Annotated in this window: 18 protein-coding genes; 10 read left to right on the top strand and 8 right to left on the bottom strand. The window is 53.0% G+C overall.

Going from position 1 to position 19,463, the window contains the following annotated elements; translation table 11 throughout:
- Nucleotides 1-68: 68 nt before the first annotated feature.
- Together ACXI0A_RS12945 and yebS are read right to left on the bottom strand one after the other, a co-directional pair.
- Entirely contained in the window at nucleotides 69-2,702 is a 2,634-nt protein-coding gene (locus tag ACXI0A_RS12945; protein ID WP_224931759.1) for a PqiB family protein, read from the bottom strand.
- Nucleotides 2,671-3,915, bottom strand: coding sequence for a membrane integrity lipid transport subunit YebS (gene yebS, locus ACXI0A_RS12940; protein WP_476148461.1), 1,245 nt, complete (start codon nucleotides 3,913-3,915; stop codon nucleotides 2,671-2,673). Before yebS ends, ACXI0A_RS12945 begins: the two co-directional genes overlap by 32 nt.
- Nucleotides 3,916-4,132: 217 nt before the next feature.
- Here yebS and ACXI0A_RS12935 point away from each other — a divergent pair, with 217 nt between their 5' ends.
- The 4 genes from ACXI0A_RS12935 (at nucleotide 4,133) to htpX (ending at nucleotide 8,570) form a co-directional block, all read left to right on the top strand.
- Nucleotides 4,133-4,633: a GAF domain-containing protein gene (locus tag ACXI0A_RS12935; RefSeq protein WP_224931762.1), complete on the top strand. Its 501-nt coding sequence runs from the start codon at nucleotides 4,133-4,135 to the stop codon at nucleotides 4,631-4,633.
- A 96-nt stretch (nucleotides 4,634-4,729) separates the two neighbouring features.
- Nucleotides 4,730-5,410, top strand: a complete 681-nt coding sequence (gene proQ, locus ACXI0A_RS12930) for an RNA chaperone ProQ (RefSeq protein WP_476148463.1) — start codon at nucleotides 4,730-4,732, stop codon at nucleotides 5,408-5,410.
- Nucleotides 5,411-5,429: 19 nt separating this feature from the next.
- On the top strand, nucleotides 5,430-7,469 hold the full coding sequence (gene prc, locus ACXI0A_RS12925) for a carboxy terminal-processing peptidase (RefSeq protein WP_476148465.1): 2,040 nt from the start codon (nucleotides 5,430-5,432) through the stop codon (nucleotides 7,467-7,469).
- Between the two features lie 219 nt (nucleotides 7,470-7,688).
- Nucleotides 7,689-8,570 carry a protease HtpX gene (htpX, locus tag ACXI0A_RS12920; protein WP_038646563.1) on the top strand — a complete coding sequence of 294 codons (882 nt, stop codon included), beginning with the start codon at nucleotides 7,689-7,691 and terminating at the stop codon, nucleotides 8,568-8,570.
- 53 nt (nucleotides 8,571-8,623) lie between these two features.
- Here the strand turns inward: htpX and ACXI0A_RS12915 are convergent, their stop codons facing one another.
- Entirely contained in the window at nucleotides 8,624-10,006 is a 1,383-nt protein-coding gene (locus ACXI0A_RS12915) for an MFS transporter (RefSeq protein WP_224931768.1), read from the bottom strand.
- 193 nt (nucleotides 10,007-10,199) lie between these two features.
- Between ACXI0A_RS12915 and kdgR the strand changes: the two genes are divergently transcribed.
- Nucleotides 10,200-10,991 carry a DNA-binding transcriptional regulator KdgR gene (gene kdgR / locus ACXI0A_RS12910; protein WP_224931770.1) on the top strand — a complete coding sequence of 264 codons (792 nt, stop codon included), beginning with the start codon at nucleotides 10,200-10,202 and terminating at the stop codon, nucleotides 10,989-10,991.
- A 36-nt stretch (nucleotides 10,992-11,027) separates the two neighbouring features.
- Here the strand turns inward: kdgR and ACXI0A_RS12905 are convergent, their stop codons facing one another.
- Nucleotides 11,028-11,264 carry a YobH family protein gene (locus ACXI0A_RS12905; protein ID WP_038646569.1) on the bottom strand — a complete coding sequence of 79 codons (237 nt, stop codon included), beginning with the start codon at nucleotides 11,262-11,264 and terminating at the stop codon, nucleotides 11,028-11,030.
- 217 nt (nucleotides 11,265-11,481) lie between these two features.
- Between ACXI0A_RS12905 and ACXI0A_RS12900 the strand changes: the two genes are divergently transcribed.
- The 4 genes from ACXI0A_RS12900 (at nucleotide 11,482) to rlmA (ending at nucleotide 14,074) form a co-directional block, all read left to right on the top strand.
- Nucleotides 11,482-11,757 (top strand): YebO family protein, encoded by a 276-nt coding sequence (locus ACXI0A_RS12900; protein WP_224931775.1) that lies wholly within the window; start codon nucleotides 11,482-11,484, stop codon nucleotides 11,755-11,757.
- A 1,003-nt stretch (nucleotides 11,758-12,760) separates the two neighbouring features.
- On the top strand, nucleotides 12,761-12,835 hold the full coding sequence (locus tag ACXI0A_RS12895; RefSeq protein ID WP_128599124.1) for a DUF2627 domain-containing protein: 75 nt from the start codon (nucleotides 12,761-12,763) through the stop codon (nucleotides 12,833-12,835).
- An 83-nt stretch (nucleotides 12,836-12,918) separates the two neighbouring features.
- On the top strand, nucleotides 12,919-13,128 hold the full coding sequence (gene cspE, locus ACXI0A_RS12890; RefSeq protein ID WP_034828712.1) for a transcription antiterminator/RNA stability regulator CspE: 210 nt from the start codon (nucleotides 12,919-12,921) through the stop codon (nucleotides 13,126-13,128).
- Between the two features lie 139 nt (nucleotides 13,129-13,267).
- Complete coding sequence (gene rlmA, locus ACXI0A_RS12885; RefSeq protein ID WP_476148470.1) at nucleotides 13,268-14,074, top strand: 23S rRNA (guanine(745)-N(1))-methyltransferase; 807 nt, start codon at nucleotides 13,268-13,270, stop codon at nucleotides 14,072-14,074.
- Here the strand turns inward: rlmA and ACXI0A_RS12880 are convergent.
- The 4 genes from ACXI0A_RS12880 to manX form a co-directional block, all read right to left on the bottom strand.
- Complete coding sequence (locus tag ACXI0A_RS12880; protein ID WP_224931780.1) at nucleotides 14,071-14,529, bottom strand: DUF986 family protein; 459 nt, start codon at nucleotides 14,527-14,529, stop codon at nucleotides 14,071-14,073. The genes rlmA and ACXI0A_RS12880 overlap by 4 nt on opposite strands.
- A gap of 92 nt (nucleotides 14,530-14,621) precedes the next feature.
- Entirely contained in the window at nucleotides 14,622-15,467 is an 846-nt protein-coding gene (locus ACXI0A_RS12875) for a PTS mannose transporter subunit IID (protein ID WP_224931782.1), read from the bottom strand.
- A 14-nt stretch (nucleotides 15,468-15,481) separates the two neighbouring features.
- Entirely contained in the window at nucleotides 15,482-16,282 is an 801-nt protein-coding gene (locus ACXI0A_RS12870; protein ID WP_224931784.1) for a PTS mannose/fructose/sorbose transporter subunit IIC, read from the bottom strand.
- A 57-nt stretch (nucleotides 16,283-16,339) separates the two neighbouring features.
- Complete coding sequence (gene manX / locus ACXI0A_RS12865) at nucleotides 16,340-17,305, bottom strand: PTS mannose transporter subunit IIAB (RefSeq protein ID WP_224931785.1); 966 nt, start codon at nucleotides 17,303-17,305, stop codon at nucleotides 16,340-16,342.
- Nucleotides 17,306-17,816: 511 nt separating this feature from the next.
- Between manX and ACXI0A_RS12860 the strand changes: the two genes are divergently transcribed.
- A complete protein-coding gene (locus ACXI0A_RS12860) occupies nucleotides 17,817-19,382 on the top strand; it encodes a TerC family protein (RefSeq protein ID WP_476148473.1) in 1,566 nt (521 codons plus the stop codon).
- Nucleotides 19,383-19,463 lie beyond the last annotated feature (81 nt).

The raw sequence follows: 19,463 nt of genomic DNA, 5'->3' as shown, positions 1-19,463 counted from the left end.
GGTATGAAATTAAGGGGGAAGTGTAACACGTGCAAATAAAACGGGCAGCCCGCAGGCTGCCCGATAGGTTAATTGGAGGACGGAATCGCCGTTCCCCAACTGCGCCACTCTTTCGGGGCTTCATCCTGCAGCAGGAAGTGTTTATCTGCGCCGGCCTGCGGTGCCAGCGGCACGGTTGGTGGCGTAGCAAACTGGATGCCGCCACGAATGAATTGCTGGAAGGTACCGGTTTTCACTACGCCGCCAATCAGACCAAAGTCGAGGTTATAGCCAGACGCCAGCCAGAACACCGAGTTGTTACGCACCAGATGCTGATACTTCTTACTGATACGCAGCGCGATCTGCACGCGATCCGCCATGTTGCCCAGCGAGGTGCCGGTTACCGTGCCCACTTCTACACCACGGAACAGCACCGGCGTACCCAGCGACAGCGAACCGGCTTCGGTGGCATCGACATAAATGTTGAGTCCGTTGAGGTAACGCGAATCGGTGATGGTACTTTCCTGCAACTCGAAGCTACGCGCCTGCGCACCTTTACCAGGATCCACGTTTAGGTATGGCTGCAGCAGGGTTTCCAGATGGTTGACGCCCGCAGCGGAGATTTCAGGTGAAACCACCGAGAAGCGGCTGCCGATACGTGCGAAGTCCTGCACATATTCAGGATAGAGCACTGCTTTCGCCACCACCTGATTGTTGTCCTGACTCAACGCCAGCGATTCAACCTGACCGACATTAATGCCGAGATAGCGAATCGGCATGCCCGCGGCCAGTTTGCTGGCATCGAAGGTATGCAGGGTAATCTGACTGCCCACCGCACGGGCAGCCGTTTCAGATGCATACAGCACGCGCTTCACACCTTTCGCCGCTTGGGCGCCGGTGAGGTTGTCGAAGCTGATCGCCCCTTTCAGCGCACGGTTGAGCGGCGAAGCCTGAACCGTTAAGCCGCTGCCGTTCAGCTGCACTTTCGCGCCACCTTCGGCCCAGAACACGCTTTCGTTGGTCAGCAACTTGCGGTATTGCGGCTCAATGTGGATGGCGATCTCAAAGGCATCGGCGCGAGGCACCACGTCCACCACTTCACCCACCTGGAATTTGCGATACAGCAGCACTGATCCGGCTTGCACATCCGGCAAGCTATTGGCAGTGAGTTTCAGTGTGGTCGGCGGCTGGTCACCGATAATGCCTTCCTGGGCACGTTCAGCATCTGCATATAAAGGATAGCGTGCGGAAGGGTTACCTTTCGCGCCCGGCACCAGACGGATACCGCCGTCAACCCATTCACGGGCGCTGGCACCCAGCACTTGCATCCCATCCAGGCCAAACTTCACATCAAGACGGCTATTCACGATGAATTTGCTGTCTGCATGCACCAGATGGCGATATTCCGGATTGATTGCCACCGCAAAGCTGATGCCATCCTCATCCAGCTGACGTGAAATGACCTGTCCGATCTTCATGCCGTAGAGCATTACTGGCTGACCGCCATCAATACCGTAGGTTTCCGGCGCGCTGAGTTTCACTGTTAACACATCCGGTTTCTGCAGCAGGGTTTCGCTGGCAGGCAACACAGTGAAGTGATCCTGCGCGGCACCTTCGCCTGGCACCAGTTCGAAGGTGTTACCGGTCAGCAAGCTGCTGAGATTGGTGTCAGTCAGGCTCAGTTTAGGCGCGCGCATCTCAATGCGCGTGCCGCTGCGCATCAGGCCGGTCACTGAAGGATCAACAGTAAGTTCGCCAGTGACTTTACCGCCCGGCAGCAGATTGAGTTTGGTCAGGGTGCCGACTTCCAGACCCTGATACATCAGCGGCGTGCTATCCGCTTTGAGATTGTTGCCGTTGGGTAAATCAAGGCTGATCTGCACACCACGCTGGCTGCGTGCCAGATCGGGGTAAAGCTGATAGTTTTCGTCGCTGTTGGCCTGCTGGCCTTCTTCAGGAGAATCGAAGGCGATGGCACCATTGACCAGCGCGGCGAGGCTTTCCAGCTTCACTTTGGCACCGCTCAGACTGACGTCCGCGTCCACACCGGACACGTTCCAGAAGCGGCTCTGTTTTTTCACCAGATTGACGAAACGACGCTCAATCAACACATCGACCGTCACGCCCTCGGTATTGCCATTGATGCTGTAGTCATACACGCGTCCCACCGGGATTTTGCGGTAATAGACCAGTGAACCGGTATTCAGCGATCCCAAATCGGGGGAGTGCAGGTGGATTAGCAGTTCTCCGGTATTGACGCGATACTTTGGCTGCGTATCCAGCGCGGTGAAGTGCTCACGCGGGTTGCCGCCGCCCGGCATCATGCCGATATAGTTACCGCCTACCAGCGCATCTAAACCAGAAACACCCGCCAGAGAGGCTTTTGGCGTCACCAGCCAGAACTGTGTGTCGTCCTTGAGCGCATCGCGCATATCACTCTTGATACTGGCCTTGATCTGGATGCTGTGATAATCATCGCTCAGCACAATACCCTGAACCGTTCCCACTTCCACGCCCTGATAACGAATCGGCGTACGGCCTGGCACGATGCCATCCGCGGTCTGGAAGTTGATGGTTATCGTGGTACCGCGTTCCTGATAATTGGTCCACAACAGCCAGCAAGCAATCAGCAGGGCAATAATGGGCAATAGCCAGAACGGCGAAATCTTGCGTTTGTTACGCAGATTCGCGTTAGTCGGTGTAGTCTGCGTTTCCTGTTGCATGTGCATCCCAGATCAGGCGGCTGTCAAGCCACTCTACAGCCATAATGGTCAGGATGACTGCCGCACCAAAATAGAAGGCGGCAGGTCCCATGGTAAAAGCCAGCAGTTGATCGCGATTCACCAATGACATGGTGACCGCAATCACGAACAGATCCAACATCGACCAGCGTCCCACCCAGGTGATGGCACGCAGCAATCGAATACGGGTTTTTATGCCCTGTTCGCATTTAAAATGGATGCTGATGAGTAAAGTCAGCATCACTAACACTTTGGTAAACGGCACCAGAATACTGGCGATAAACACCACCGCCGCCACCGGCACGTTGCCTGAAGCCAGACCAAGAATACCCGAGAAAATGGTATCTTCCCGGCGAGCACCATTAACGTACACCACCGAAATTGGCAGCAGATTAGCGGGGATCAGCAAGACAATCGAAGCAATCAATGCAGCCCAGGACTTCTGCAAACTGTGGCGGCGACGAAAATCCAGTGGCGTATGGCAACGCATACAGCGCCCGCGATCGTCCGGCACGCCGGTTTGATGACAGTTCAGACACACCTGCCACTGTTCAGGAGGTGAGGTCGGTATCGCCTGCGGATAATAGTGTTCCCACAGCTCTTCAACATTAAGGTGAATCAGCGTCAGCAGGCTCAGCACCGTGAGGGCGATATAGGCCACCAGACCATAGCCCACTTCCAGCGCGGCGTAATCCTGCACCTTTATAGAAGCGACCGCCACACCGACCAGATAGATATCCAGCATCACCCACTCTTTCAGCTTCTCCAGCATCAGCAGCACCGGACGCAGGTTCATCCCGAGGGCGTTGCCAATCCATAAATAGCAGATGCCCGCGACTAAAGTTACGGGCGCGCCAATGGTACAGAACGCCACCATTGAGGCCGTCAGGACGTTGCCCTGTTGCGCCATCTGGATCACGCCTTCCACCAGGCTGGCGTTGATACGCATGCCGAGCAAGCGAATATCTACCAATGGCAGGCTGAAGGCGAAGGGCATCAGCACGATCATAGTCACCGCCATCACGGTGAGTCGCGTCATTGACCAGTCGCGGCCGCTTTGAATTTTTGCATGGCAGCGCGGGCAATGCGCCGACTGATGCGATTTCACATCCGGTAAGGAAAAAAGGGTATCGCATTGCGGACAACGCTGATAACGTGCGTGGGGCAACGTCTGGCTGATAGCGTGAATTTTCATAGGTGACGCAAGTGGCCCATCGTTCGTTACGTTTACCGGCATGCTGTTCAGAGCATTCTGACTGCAATAGGGAGTGGTACAAGAATAGTCTTAACCACCGACTGCTAAGGGTATAGTAACTAACACAATGATTCACCTGATGGGGCTGGATTATTAGTGCTTATTTTAACAACTGAGTGACAACAAGCTCACGACAGTGACGAGTTATGGTTAAACAATGAACAAGAAAGCCTTTTACGAGGATTTAAATCGCGATGTCCGTGCACTATTAGCGGGCGAAACCTCTTTCCTGGCGGCACTGGGTAATTGCAGTGCGCTGTTGTTTGAACGTCTGGAAGGCGTGAACTGGGCAGGATTCTACTTGCTGACCGAGCCGAATACGCTGGTGCTGGGCCCGTTCCAGGGCAAAATTGCCTGCGTTCGTATTCCGGTGGGCAAAGGGGTTTGTGGCACAGCGATTGCAGAGGATAAAGTACAGCTCGTTGAGGATGTGCATGCGTTCCCAGGCCATATCGCTTGTGACGCGGCCAGCAACGCCGAAATCGTGATTCCTCTGAAAGTGAACGGCACCTTAGTGGGTGTGTTAGACATTGATAGTACGGTTTATTCTCGCTTCGATAACGAGGATCAAACGGGGCTGGTGGCCCTTACCGACGGGCTTTGTGAAGTGCTGGCGGGCAGTGACATCGAAAAATTTATTCAACTGTCACGCAGCTAATCGACTGGATCACATAGCATTTGGCGATGTTGTCATTATAATGTCGCCTGTTCATGCCTGCTCTGGTCGGCAAACCCGTAGTAATCAGGAAATTTCATGGAAAATCAACCTAAGTTGAATAGCAGTAAAGAAGTGATCGCCTTTTTGGCGGAACGTTTTCCGCAATGTTTTAGCGCCGAAGGTGAAGCGCGTCCGCTTAAAATCGGTATCTTCCAGGATCTGGTTGAGCGCGTTCAGGGTGAAAACAACCTGAGCAAGACGCAACTGCGTTCAGCCTTGCGCCTTTATACCTCAAGCTGGCGTTATCTGTACGGCATTAAAGCGGGTGCAATCCGTGTTGATCTCGATGGCAACGCCTGTGGCGTGCTGGACGAGCAACACGTCGAACATGCACGCAAGCAGCTGGAAGAAGCCAAAGCGCGCGTTCAGGCGCAGCGTGAGCAGCAAAAAGCGAAGAAACGTGAAGCCGGTGAAGAGACCGCTGAACGTCGTCCGCGCAAACCTGCTCCTCGCAAGCCGGCTGAAGGCGACGCACCACGCAAGCCTCGTCCACAGGCACCGCGTGCCGCATCTGCAGAACGTAATGCTGCACCGCGCCCACCGCGAGCCGTACCTGTCACTGACACCTCAACTTTGCAGCTCGGCCAGAACATCAAAGTTAAAGCAGGGAAAAGTGCAATGGACGCCACCATTCTTGAAATCACCAAGGATGGCGTTCGGGTGCAACTCGCTTCCGGCATGGCAATGATTGTGCGCGCAGAACACTTGCAGTTCTGAAACGGAGGCTGACCTCGGCATGAACAAAATTTTAAAGATCGGTATGATCGCGGGCCTGCTGTTAGCAGGCCCCACCTTTGGCGCAGATAACATTACTCGCGCTGATCAGATTCCACAGTTACATGAAGACCCGCAGCATCCTACCGTCAGTGAACGCGTGACTTCGCGTTTTACCCGCTCACACTATCGTCAGTTCGATTTGAATCAGGATTTCTCCGCGAAAATTTTTGATCGCTACCTGAATCTGCTCGACTACAACCATAATGTGTTGCTGGCCTCGGACGTTGCCCAATTTGCCGACAAGAAAACCACCCTCGGTGATGAACTGCGCAGCGGTAAGCTGGATGTGTTCTACGATCTCTATAATCTGGCGCAGAAACGCCGCTTTGAGCGCTATCAATATGCGCTGAGCGTGCTGAGCCGCCCGATGACCTTTAGCGGCAATGACACCATCGACATTGACCGTGCAAAATCGCCATGGCCAAAAAGCAGCGATGAGCTGAATGCGCTGTGGGATGCCAAAGTTAAATATGATGAGCTGAGCCTGAAACTGGCTGGCAAAGATGACAAAGAGATCCGTGAAACGCTGACCAAGCGTTACAACTTTGCTATCCGCCGCCTGGCGCAGAGCAACAGCGAAGATGTGTTCCAGCTGGCGATGACCGCCTTTGCGCATGAAATCGATCCGCATACCAACTATCTTTCGCCGCGTAACACCGAGCAGTTCAATACCGAAATGAGCCTGTCACTGGAAGGTATCGGTGCGGTGCTGCAAATGGACGACGATTACACCGTAATCAACTCCATGGTCGCCGGTGGTCCGGCTGCTAAGAGTAAATCCATCAGTGTCGGCGACCGGATTGTCGGTGTTGCCCAGCCAGGCAAGCCAATGGAAGATGTGATTGGCTGGCGTCTGGATGATGTGGTCTCCAAAATCAAAGGACCGAAAGGCAGCAAAGTGCGCCTGGAAATCCTGCCAGCCGGTAAGGGCACCAAAACCCGTACCGTGACGCTGACGCGTGAGAAGATCCGTCTGGAAGACCGTGCTGTTAAAGGCACCGTGCACAACGTCGGTAAGGAGAAAGTTGGCGTACTGGATATTCCTGGTTTCTACGTTGGCCTGACTGATGATGTGAAAGTACAGCTGCAAAAACTGCAGAAGCAGAACGTCGACAGCATCGTGATTGATTTGCGTACCAACGGCGGCGGAGCGCTCACCGAAGCGGTATCACTGTCTGGTCTGTTTATTCCAAGTGGCCCAGTGGTGCAGGTGCGTGACAACAACGGTCGCGTGCGCCAGGACAGTGATAACGACGGCATCGTTTATTACAAAGGTCCGCTGGTGGTGCTGGTCGATCGTTTCAGTGCTTCCGCATCTGAAATCTTTGCTGCAGCGATGCAGGATTACGGCCGTGCACTGATTGTCGGTGAACCGACCTTTGGTAAAGGCACCGTTCAGCAGTACCGTTCGCTGAACCGCATCTACGATCAGATGCTGCGTCCTGAATGGCCGGCGCTGGGCTCAGTGCAATACACCATCCAGAAGTTCTATCGTATCAACGGTGGCAGTACTCAGCGTAAAGGCGTGACGCCGGATCTGCTGATGCCAACCGGCGTAGAAGCGGCGGAAACCGGTGAGAAGTTTGAGGACAACGCGCTGCCATGGGATAGCGTGAATGCCGCGACTTACACCAAAACCGGTGATATCACCGCGCTGGTGCCGCAGCTGACTAAAGAGCACGCCGATCGTATCGCTAAAGATCGCGAGTTCCAGTACATCATGAAAGATATTGCGCGCTTTGACGCGATGAAAGACAAACGCAATATCGTGTCGCTCAATCTCGGCCAGCGTGAGAAAGAGAACCACGAAGATGATGCACTGCGTCTGGAACGCATTAACGCGCGCTATCAGGCAGAAGGCAAAGCCCCGCTGAAGAGCATCGAAGATTTGCCGAAAGACTATAAAGAGCCGGACCCGTATCTGGACGAAACGGTGAAAATCGCCAATGACATGGCGCAGCTGGAGAAAACCCAGCCTGCTGCAGAAGGCGCGAAGTAAATTTTCGCTGAATGAAAAGCACCGCTCCGGCGGTGTTTTTTTTTGCACCAGAGCTATTGTTCATTGCGGCTTATGGGCCGATTTGCGCACATCATTACCAAATGTAAAGTTATGTCTTTTTAGACACTTAAAGATTAAGGTTGCTTGAAAACCTGCGCAATGGACATAGGATGTATATCCGCGCATGAGCGCGAGCACAACTGAGGAAGATTAACGTTTATGATGCGTATTGCGCTTTTCCTGGTCACCAACCTGGCGGTGATGTTGGTATTCGGACTGATTCTGAGTCTGACAGGAATTCAGTCAAGCAGTGTTCAGGGTCTGATGATTATGGCAGGTCTGTTTGGCTTTGGCGGTGCGTTTGTTTCACTGCTGATGTCTAAATGGATGGCGTTACGCTCCGTCGGCGGTGAAGTGATTCAACAACCCCGTAACGAGACAGAACGCTGGCTGATGGATACCGTCAGTCGCCAGGCTCAACAGTCCGGCATTGCGATGCCGCAGGTGGCGATTTATCACGCGCCAGACATTAACGCTTTTGCTACCGGTGCACGCCGTGATGCCTCACTGGTCGCAGTTTCTACCGGTTTATTACAGAACATGAGCCGTGATGAAGCGGAAGCGGTGCTGGCGCACGAAATCGCCCACATCGCTAACGGTGACATGATCACCATGACGCTGATTCAGGGTGTGGTGAACACCTTCGTGATCTTCATTTCGCGTATTATCGCGCAGGTGGCATCGGGCTTCCTGTCAGGTAACCGCGACGGTGAAGAGAGCAGCAACGGCAACCCGCTGGTCTATTTTGCGGTCGCGACCGTGCTGGAACTGGTGTTCGGTATTCTCGCCAGCATCATTACCATGTGGTTCTCACGTCACCGTGAATTCCACGCGGATGCAGGTTCAGCCAAACTGGTTGGCCGCGAGAAGATGATTGCCGCTCTGCAGCGTTTGAAAACCAGCTACGAGCCGCAGGAGCCAAGCAGCATGATGGCGTTCTGTATCAACGGTAAAAGCAAATCGTTGAGCGAGTTGTTTATGTCGCACCCGCCGCTCGATAAGCGTATCGAAGCGCTGCGTAACGGCGACTATCTGAAATAATGATTGGCTGTTGCAATGAACAAGGTTGCCCAATTGGGCAACCTTGTTGTTTTTCAAGACTCAGCAGTCTGACTCGATTGCGTCATACGCGACATGCTGACAACGGCCGCTACCGTAGCGAAACTTCCCGCTAAAATCAGTGACGCATGCGTTCCGCTATCGTTGAACAGGTTAAACATCAACGCAACCAGCGCCGCACCGCTGCTCTGACCGACCAAACGCGCCGTCCCCAGCATCCCGCTGGCGCCACCGCTACGATGACGTGGTGCAGAGGAGATGATGGTGTGGTTGTTTGGTGACTGGAACAAACCAAAGCCCGCGCCGCACAGCATCATGCGCCAGATGATATCAATGTCGGATGGCTGCGAAGGCAGCAGCGCCAGCAGGAACAGGCCTGCCGCGAACATCGCCAGCCCCAGACCCCCTAACAAACCTGCATGGACTTTCTCAATCAGCCGTCCCGCAATCGGTGCCAGCACCATGGTGGCCAGCGGCCATGGCGTGAGCAGAAGTCCGGTAGCGACTTCATCACGCCCCAGCACGTTCTGCAGGAAGAACGGCAATGAAACCATGGCCAGCATCTGCGCGCAGAATGAGCAAATCGAGGTGCAGAGCGACAGCGAGAAGATCGGTATGCGCAGCAAATCAACCGGCAACAGCGGCACTGGCATCGCCAACTGACGACGAACAAACACCACGCCTACCAGCACCAATGCCACCACTTCAGCCAGAATCAACCAGCGGTCCTGCCCTTGAGAGAAGCCACTAAGTGCCGAAATGAGCAGGCCGAAGAACAGGGCGTTCATGATGGCGCTGGGAATATCGAACTTCTGCTGTTTGGCTTTTTGCGTGTTATCGGGCAGGAAACGCAGCGCCAGCCACAGGGCAACAATCCCTAAAGGTATGTTGATCAGGAATAGCCATTTCCAGCTGGCGATGGAGAGAATCGCGGCGGCCACCGTTGGACCCGCTGCGCTCGACACCGCGACAATCAACGAGTTGATCGCCATACCGCGGCCAAGAAAACGCTGTGGATAGATGATGCGAATCAGAGCTGTATTCACACTCATTAATGCTGCACCACCAAATCCCTGCAGAATGCGCGCCACGGTGAGCATATTGAGAGAAGAGGAGAGGGCGCAGAAGAGTGAGGTGGCGATAAACAACCCCAGGCCTACCTGATAAACACGGCGATAACCCAGCATATCCCCCAGAAACGAGAGCGACAGCAGCGAGATAACAATCGCAATTTGATAGGCGTTAACAATCCAGATTGATTCAGCGGGGCTGGCGTTCAGTTCACGCGCAATAGTCGGTAAAGCGACGTTGGCGATGGCGCCATCCAGCACCGCCATCATGATACCTAGCGCAATAGTGATAATCGCGCCGTATCGCTGCGGAACAGGTAATCCATCCTGAGAAACTGTAGGAGACATAAAGGGAATAAGTGAAGGAAGTGAATATCATCATGCTAATCAATTTCGTGCCGGAAAGCACCGCATTGATTGACATAAAATTACGAAGGAATGTGTCGCTGAACGCCAGTCATTGCTGCCACTGGTCTGAAACGCATATACTGACGCTCATGTTCCGTTTTTTTTGAAACACCGTCAAAAAAGGATACGCGCAATGGCGAGCAGTGATAACGATAAACAGCCAGACTCCGTTTCTTCGGTAATGAAAGTGTTCGGCATTTTACAGGCGCTGGGCGAAGATCGCGATCATGGTATCACCGAGCTGTCGCAACGGGTGATGATGTCGAAAAGCACGGTATACCGCTTTCTGCAGACCATGAAATCGTTGGGTTACGTGGCGCAGGAAGGGGAAAGTGAAAAATATTCGCTGACGCTCAAGCTGTTTGAATTGGGTGCCAAGGCACTGCAAAACGTCGACCTGATTCGTAGTGCCGATGTCGAAATGCGCGAACTGTCACGCCTGACTAAAGAGACGATTCACCTTGGTGCGCTGGAAGAAGACAGCATTGTCTACATCCATAAAATCGATTCGCTGTATAACCTGCGCATGTACTCGCGCATCGGGCGTCGTAATCCGCTGCACACCACCGCCATCGGAAAAGTATTGCTGGCATGGCGCGATCGCACTGAGGTGCAGGAGATCCTGAGCGACGTCGAGTTTCGTCGTAGCACCGCGAATACCATCGTCAGTGCAGAAGCGTTGCTTGAGGTGTTAGATCAGGTGAAAGTGCAGGGGTTTGGTGAAGACAACGAAGAACAGGAAGAAGGCTTGCGCTGTATCGCTGTGCCGGTTTTCGACCGCTTCGGCGTAGTGATTGCCGGATTGAGCATCTCGTTCCCGACCATTCGATTTTCCGAAGAAGCGAAAAACGAATATGTGGCGATGCTGCATCGTGCCGCGCGCAATATTTCCGATCAAATGGGCTACCACAGCTACCCATTCTGAATAGCATAACGGGCTGTCGCCAGCCAGTTTTGATGATTAATTATCGACCACTTCACCACTTTTCTTCAGCAGTGGACAATCCGTCACACCCACGATACCGCTGTCGGTATGCAGATATTGCGCGGTGATCATGCCGCGTGCAGTGAGGTAGCTACACTGTAAGCCCAGCCCTGCCGCGTTTTTATTGCTGCCGGTAAGCACGCCATAGCCGGTTAACAGCATCCCTAACCAGACCACTGCCACCACGATTATCGCCCGAATGAATAGTTTCATTTTTTCTCCTTGTGATACACAACACAGCTATCCTGAAGTCGCTGCCATTTCTATAGTAGCAGCATGCCGCGTCCTGCTGAGTAAAGCGATCAGAGATAACTGAAAGCCATCAAGATGCGGGATAATCTGCTTTCGACTGGCAACCATTATCTTTTCCGCGCACAACGAGTAGAATCGGCGGCGGTGTAGTGTTTTACGTTTGACAATAGAGGCAGTGATGAACGATTTAGCCGCAAATACCAGTCCGTTGTTGAGTTATGGCGTACTGGCCATCCTTATCGTTGTGGCCCTGATAGCCTGGTTCTTCGTTAACCGGGCCAGCGTGCGCGCCAGTGAGCAGATCCGCTTACTGGAAGCCTTGCTGGAAGAGCAGAAAAAACAAAATGCGTTGTTGCGCCGCCTGGCGGATGCTCAACCTGCCACAGCAAAACAGCAGGAGGAAGAGGACGCCGTTGAACAACGCGACTTCATCCGTATGATTCCAGAACGTTAAGCAAAAAATTAAGCAGTAATGGTTTGGCAACACCCCCTGGCACGACGCAACGCTGGCGCATCACACGCCAGGCGGATTCCGCAACCCGGAACCAGAATTGCGCCAGCCAGGGGATGTGCAGCGCTGGTGGCGTGAGCGTAAAGCAGACAATTTGCCGCTGCTGCTTTGGGCTTCAATCTTAACGCTTTCAGCCCTTCAATCTTGCTGCGTTGTCGATTTGCCCTTATGCACCAAAATGGCTCATGCATGGGCATCATCTGGATCCCGGTCAGGCGGTAATTTATGGCAAATGATGGCGCGCGTGTTAACGCTGCCGATCCACTGCAGCGTATTTGCACTGGCAGATGTTCCCGTGAATGGGATTCCTATCGATTTGGCGCAATCATTGCTACCAACGGTTGAATCTGACACGCGCTATGCCGTGGAGAATAGGTTCAAGCTTAAGCCTGCAGAATAGCGGTTCAGATGAGTCCTAAGCCCGTTTTGTTAAATCAAGTGACGCGGTGCGTTTTTTTAACATTTAATTGTAGCGTCGTTAGATAAAAATAAGATAACCGCCAAAATGGTCGTGCATATATTTGGGGCAATGCCGCTTATATTTTCCTGATTTTGGTGCAAAACAATTAATGACTTGTACTTAATTAATCTCATTGTACAAGTTTTGCGCGGCGCACGATTGTTGCATTAAAGGTTAATTTTTTGCCGGAATATTTTATTAATGCCATATTAATGCAATACTTTTTGCGTACCTTAGACCGCTTTAATTGTGCTGGTTTGTTTTGCGCCGCTACGCTTGACTAACGTCTGCAGTGGCGCTAACTACCCTGACATATAACAATTTTTTGCGCAGTTATTCAGTCATCTGTCAATATGCCAGTGGTAGAAGAATGCGGGGCAACCGCCAATTATGTGCGTCATGTCGTTCACCGTTTAAAAATGGCTTGCCATTAATTTGCGAATATGTGATAACGACTCTTGGGTCAAACGAGGTACAGTTCTGTTTATGTATGGCATCTTCAGTAAAGAAGTTACGAGTAAAGACGTTGACGTTGAATTCCGCTTCCTTGCCGAACCTTAAATTAGTGCCTCATTCAGTAACGTCTCTGGTTTATCTGTAAGACTGCCTTCGGGCAATATAAACAATCAAAGGAATTTGCAAAAATGGCAAAGATTAAAGGTCAGGTTAAGTGGTTCAACGAGTCTAAAGGTTTTGGTTTCATTACTCCTGCTGACGGCAGCAAAGACGTGTTCGTACACTTCTCTGCAATCCAGGGTAACGGCTTCAAAACTCTGGCTGAAGGCCAGGCTGTAGAGTTCGAAATTCAGGACGGCCAGAAAGGCCCAGCTGCAGTAAACGTTACTGCTATCTGATTTCGCTCTCAGACTCGGTGCCATGCACCGCTGACACGAATCGTAAAGCCCTGGTCTCTGACCGGGGCTTTTCTTTTATCCTTTCTGTTGCCAGATGATCAGGGTAAACTGCGCGCGAATCGTGAACCCGGAGTTGTCTATGTCTTTGATTTGTCCCCTTTGCCAGCAAAATTTGCACCAGCAAGCCAATAGCTTCCGCTGCGATGCAGGCCATCAGTTCGATCAGGCGAAAGAAGGGTACGTCAATTTGCTGCCGGTGCAGCATAAAGGCTCAAAGGAACCGGGTGACAGCGCTGAAATGCTGCTGGCACGTCGAGCGTTTCTTGATGCCGGACACTATCAGCCATTGCGCGATGCGGTGGCGCAACATCTGGTGCAGCGCCTGAATGGCAAGGCTGCTCAGGTATTGGATATTGGCTGTGGTGAAGGTTATTACACTGCAACAATGGCGGAAGCCCTTCCACAAGCGCAGTTGTTTGGCCTTGATGTGGCAAAAGCGGCCATTCGCATGGCGGCCAAACGCTATCGTGCAGTGAAGTTTTGTGTCGCCTCCAGCCAGCGTTTACCCTTCGCCGACGCATCGCTGGATGGCATTGTGCGCATTTACGCTCCTTGCAACGAAGCGGAATTGAGTCGCGTCATAAAAGCGGGTGGCTATCTGCTGACGGTAACACCGGGCCCACATCATCTGCAGCAGTTCAAAGCGCTCATTTATCGTGAAGTACAGCTGCACGCGGCAGAAGAAAAAGCGTACGAAGGTTTTACTCAGGTCGAGCAACACAATCTGCGTTACGAGATGACGTTAAACGGGGCCGAAGCGGTGAGCCTGCTGCAGATGACGCCCTTTGCCTGGCGCGCGCGTGAAGAAGTCTGGCAACAGCTGGCGGCAGCCGATACCTTTAGCTGCAACGCCGATTTCATGCTGACGCTTTGGCAGCGAGCTTAACGCGCCTCCACCAGCGTATTGTAAATACGCTCCAGGTCGTCGAGCTGTTTCACCGCAATCAGCAGGCGACGCTGCTCCAGTTGCATCACTAAGATGCCATCCTCAGACAAATTCATGCTTTGAATGCGACGGTAGTCGATCCACACGCTGCCAAAGAACAGTCCTTCGGTCTTCATCAACAATTTTGGCGTACGTAACCAGAACAGCCAGATTGCCATAAAGCACAGCACCATCAGGAGCGTTGTGCTCAACTGCGGGCCATGGTTACTGACGTTGTTCCACAGCAAAATCAACAGCAAAACGATAAAGATACCACTGTCGATTTTGTGGCGACGACGCAACGCGACGCGCAGTCTGGTCGGCCCTTTGCGGCGCGGCAGAATGGCATCGTCATAGATGGCGAAAGCGGCAAAAGCGATGATCAGCAGGGCAATCAGGGCGTCAGTCAGTGACATTACATTTTCTTCCTCAACCGAATTTACCTCAACGTTGGCGCTCAGGTAACCTCGCTGAAAACGGCCGGGAGCCGAAGCCCCCGGCGAGATGATTACAGACCGAGCAGGCCGATCCAGTAACCAAAGATACCCAGGGCGAAGAAGCCCACGATAATCCACAGTGCGTTAACCTTGCGGCGCAGCAGCCACATACAGCCGAAGGTCAGCAACAGCGGGATTAAGCCCGGCATCAGCTGATCGAGAATCGACTGAACGGTGGTTACCGTGGTTTTACCGGTGTGATCGGTAATGCGCGACACCACAAGCGGCACGTTCACGTGTGTCCACTTGTTGACCAGGGCCCCCATAACAAACAGGCCGAGAATCGACGCCCCCTCCGTAAGTTTTTGCAGGAAGCCGCCGCCCATATCGCTAACGATATCCACGCCTTTGCGATAACCATACGCCACACCGTAATAACGCGTCAGCATACGCACGGCGTTAAACAGAATGAAGAACAGCAGAGGGCCTAGCAGGCTGCCGCTCATCGCGATACCCGCACCCAGTGCAGCAAACACCGGACGCACTGTACCCCAGAAGATCGGGTCACCTACGCCAGCCAACGGACCCATCAAACCGACTTTGATACCGTTGATCGCGGCATCATCAATCGCCGCGCCGTTAGCTCGCTGCTCTTCCATCGCCATGGTTACGCCAAGCACAGGAGCCGCCACGTATGGATGGGTGTTGAAGAACTCCAGGTGACGCTTAATTGCCTGTTTACGATCGTCGTTGTTCTCAGGATAAAGGCGACGAATCACCGGCACCATGGAGAAGCAGAATCCCAGCGCCTGCATACGTTCAAAGTTCCACGAACCCTGAAACAGGTTAGAGCGGACGAACACAGCACGGACGTCGCTTGGGGTGAGTTTCTTTTGAGTATTCGTTGTATCAACCATGATTTCACCTGTTCCTAGTCGAGTTCGTTGTCGAGGTCATTGTGTGCAGGACCGGCAGCGGCAGCGCCTGCTGTACGGTTATATTTAGGCGCCAGCTGGATATACAGCACCGCCATGACCACACCAATGACACCCAGCGCGACCAGGTTGAAGTTGGTGAAGGCTGCAGTCACGAAGCCCAGATAGAAGAACGGCATCAGGTAGCCCGCGCGCATCATGTTGATGACCATCGCGTAACCGACCACCACGATCATACCGCCGGCGATGTTAAGACCGTTGGTGACCACTTCTGGGATTGAGCTCAGCAGTTCCTGCACCACGCTGGTACCCACTGAAATCGCCACGATCAGGGCTGGAATCGCGATACGCATCGCCTGCAATACCAGGGCAGAGACGTGAATCCAGCTGATAGCGCTCAGATTGCCTTTCTCGGCGGCCTTATCGGCAGCGTGCTGGAAGGCAACGGTGATGGTACGTACGATGATGGTCAGAACCTGACCGGCTGCTGCCAGTGGAATCGCCAGTGCGATACCGGCACCAACGCTTTGGCCACCGGCGATAACCAGAATGGTCGAAATGATGGAGGCCAGAGCCGCATCGGGTGCAACCGCCGCACCGATGTTCATCCAACCCAGCGCGATCATCTCCAGCGTACCACCGATGATGATACCGGTTTTCATGTCACCCAGAACCGCACCAATCAAGGTACAGGCCACCAATGGACGGTGGAACTGGAACTCATCAAGAATCGATCCCATCCCGGCAATACAGGCCACAATAAATATCAGGATGATTTGTAGCATGGTTATTTCCATTGCTTTTCTCCTCAGCAAGGTCTCAAGTATTCGCCCGCCAGCGCAGGCAAAAGCGAACTACTGATTGACCTTCGCAATCAGGTCCATCATTTTCAGTCTTGGGTCGTTTGATACTTTACGCACTTCCAGTTCGATGCCGCGGTCGTTCAGTTTACGGAAGGCTTCAATGTCCTTCTGATCCACTGACACTGCGTTATTGACCTGGGTTTTACCCTGTTTGAATGCCATGCCGCCGATGTTAACCGACTTGATATCCACGCCTTGTTCAACAACCCGTTCTACATCGGTGGGATTAGTGAACAGAAGCATCACGCGGTCACGACCATACTTCGGGTTGTTCCACACGCGGATCATCTTGGCGATATCCACCACGTGCGCGGTAACACCCGGGGGTGCTACCTGCGTCAGCAGTGTTTTACGCACATGATCGTTTGCCACTTCATCGCTCACCACAATGATGCGATTAACATTGGTTTCTTTGGTCCAGCGGGTTGCCACCTGGCCGTGAATTAAACGGTCATCGATACGGGCAAGGCCGATCTTCATGTGCTCGCCCGGAGCCAGAGGCTTTTGCGGTTGCGCCGGGGCTTTTGCGGCAACGGGTGCTGCAGCTTCCGGGGTAGGGGTTTCGGTCTTAAGGGCTTTAACACCTTCGCGACCGGCTTCCACGGCAATGTGAATCAGTTCCTCAAAGGATGGGTTGTCATCGCGGCCCATCAGGGTTTCCACCAGCATCGGAATATTCACGCCGGCGATGACATCATAATCCGGCTTGTCCACTACAATGCGGCTGGCCGCGTTGAATGGGCTGCCACCCCAGGTATCCACCAGGAACAGCACGCCTTTCGACGTGTCGAGTTCTGCCAGTCTCGCCTGATACTTTTCGATTAGCGTTTCTGCATTTTCGCCGGGCACGAAATCAATCCATCCGACATTTTCCTGCTCACCCAACAACATTTCTGCTGTTTTAAGCAGCTGTTCTGCCGCCCAGCCATGTGTACCAATTACAATAGCAATGGTCACTTGCTACCTCCGTTCGCATGAGAGATTCTCTGGCATTGCCGGGAATCATTGAGAATTACCGTTGTTGATTCAGGTGGATCGTTTTGGTCTAGGATGAAGAAAGCCATCATTCAATAATCCGCAACTGTCCGCTGCACAGCAGTAAGGTCGCGATTTATTTTAGTGCGCGAAAAAATAATTTATGTGATGTTTGTCAGCTATTTCGAGCGTAACGCTGCAAAATTGCATTTATGTTCGTTATTCCTGCGTTTGTGCAGTTATTTGTAAATGTAATAAAATTTTTTGACGCCGTTGATGTAACTGATACATTAGCGATCTGTTTAATATTCAGGAGTATCGGGCTTCAGCTCACCTATATGGACCGTCACCGACGTCGCTCAACATGTTCTCAGCGCTTTCTGGCGCACACTACAACGCTCTTCAGCGTGACCTCATTTGCTAACGAACTCTCGTCTCGCTTTACGGCGCAGGCTCAATCTCGTTCGCCCCTCTGTATTGCAAGGAGTCATTGATGGAATTTCTCTTCGACCCCTCAATTTGGGCGGGTTTGCTGACGCTGATCGTGCTGGAGATCGTTCTCGGCATCGACAACCTGGTGTTCATCGCCATCCTTGCGGACAAGCTGCCACCGAAACAGCGTGATAAAGCGCGTCTGATCGGTCTGTCACTCGCCTTAATTATGCGACTTGGCTTACTGTCGCTGATTTCCTGGATCGTGACATTGACGCGACCCCTATTCAGCGTAGGCGATTTCAGTTTTTCCGGACGAGATTTAATTCTGTTGTTTGGTGGTTTGTTCCTGTTATTCAAAGGAACCATGGAACTGCATGAACGGCTGGAAAGCCGCGGCATGGAACAACAGGGCAATAAAGGTTATGCCAGCTTCTGGGCTGTGGTGATCCAGATTGTGGTACTGGACGCGGTATTCTCGCTCGATGCGGTGATTACCGCCGTAGGTATGGTCAACCATCTGCCGGTGATGATGACCGCCGTGGTGATCGCCATGGGTGTGATGCTGTTGGCCTCAAAGCCGTTGACCAACTTCGTGAATGCCCACCCAACGGTAGTGGTGCTTTGTTTAAGCTTCCTGCTGATGATCGGTTTGTCATTGGTGGCTGAAGGCTTTGGCTTCCACATTCCGAAAGGTTATCTGTACGCCGCGATTGGCTTCTCGATTGTGATTGAGCTCTTCAACCAGATAGCGCGCCGTAACTTTATTCGCCATCAGGAACATCGTCCGATGCGTGAACGTACGGCCGAAGCCATCTTGCGTCTGATGGGCGGTCGCCAGCGTAATCAGGCGACAACCACTGAAGAAGCTGCATTGACGCAAGCGATGCCACAGGAAGCGTTTAAAGATGAAGAGCGTTACATGATCAACGGTGTGTTGACGCTGTCACAGCGCTCCATTCGTAGCATCATGACGCCGCGCGGCAATATCTCCTGGGTGGATGCCGAACGTCCGATGGATGAAATTCGCATTCAATTGCTCGACACGCCGCACAGTTTGTTCCCGGTATGTCGCGGTGAGTTGGATGAAATCATCGGCGTAGTGCGTGCCAAAGAACTGCTGGTGGCGCTGGAGCATGGCATGGATGTGGCGACCTTTGCCGCAAGCACTCCGGCGATAGTGGTCCCTGAAACGCTGGACCCGATCAACCTGCTAGGCGTGCTGCGCCGTGCCAAGGGCAGCTTTGTCATCGTCACCAACGAGTTTGGTGTCGTACAAGGTCTGATTACCCCGCTGGACGTGCTGGAAGCGATTGCCGGTGAGTTCCCGGATGAAGACGAAACGCCAGATATTATTGCGGATGGCGATGGCTGGTTAGTGAAGGGCGGTACCGATCTGCACTCTCTGGAGCAGTTGCTTGACCATCATGATCTGGTTGATCGGGAGGAGGATCATGCCTCGCTGGCGGGTCTGCTGATTGCCCAGAAAGGCCAGCTGCCGCAGCCCGGTGAGATCATCGACCTGCCGCCGCTGCATTTCCAAATCATTGAGGCTACCGATTACCGTATCGACCTGGTACGCGTAACCAAAGATAAGCCGCATCAAGATGAAGAGCATGACGCGTAAGCGCTAAGCTGATTGTCACCAAAAAGGCCGATATCCATGATATCGGCCTTTTTTATTCCTGTGACCCGTCCTGAATAGCGT

It is taken from the genome of Pantoea sp. C1E2 (assembly GCF_056491465.1).
Note: the sequence above shows the minus strand (reverse complement) of the source record. Positions and strands in the feature narration are given on the sequence as shown.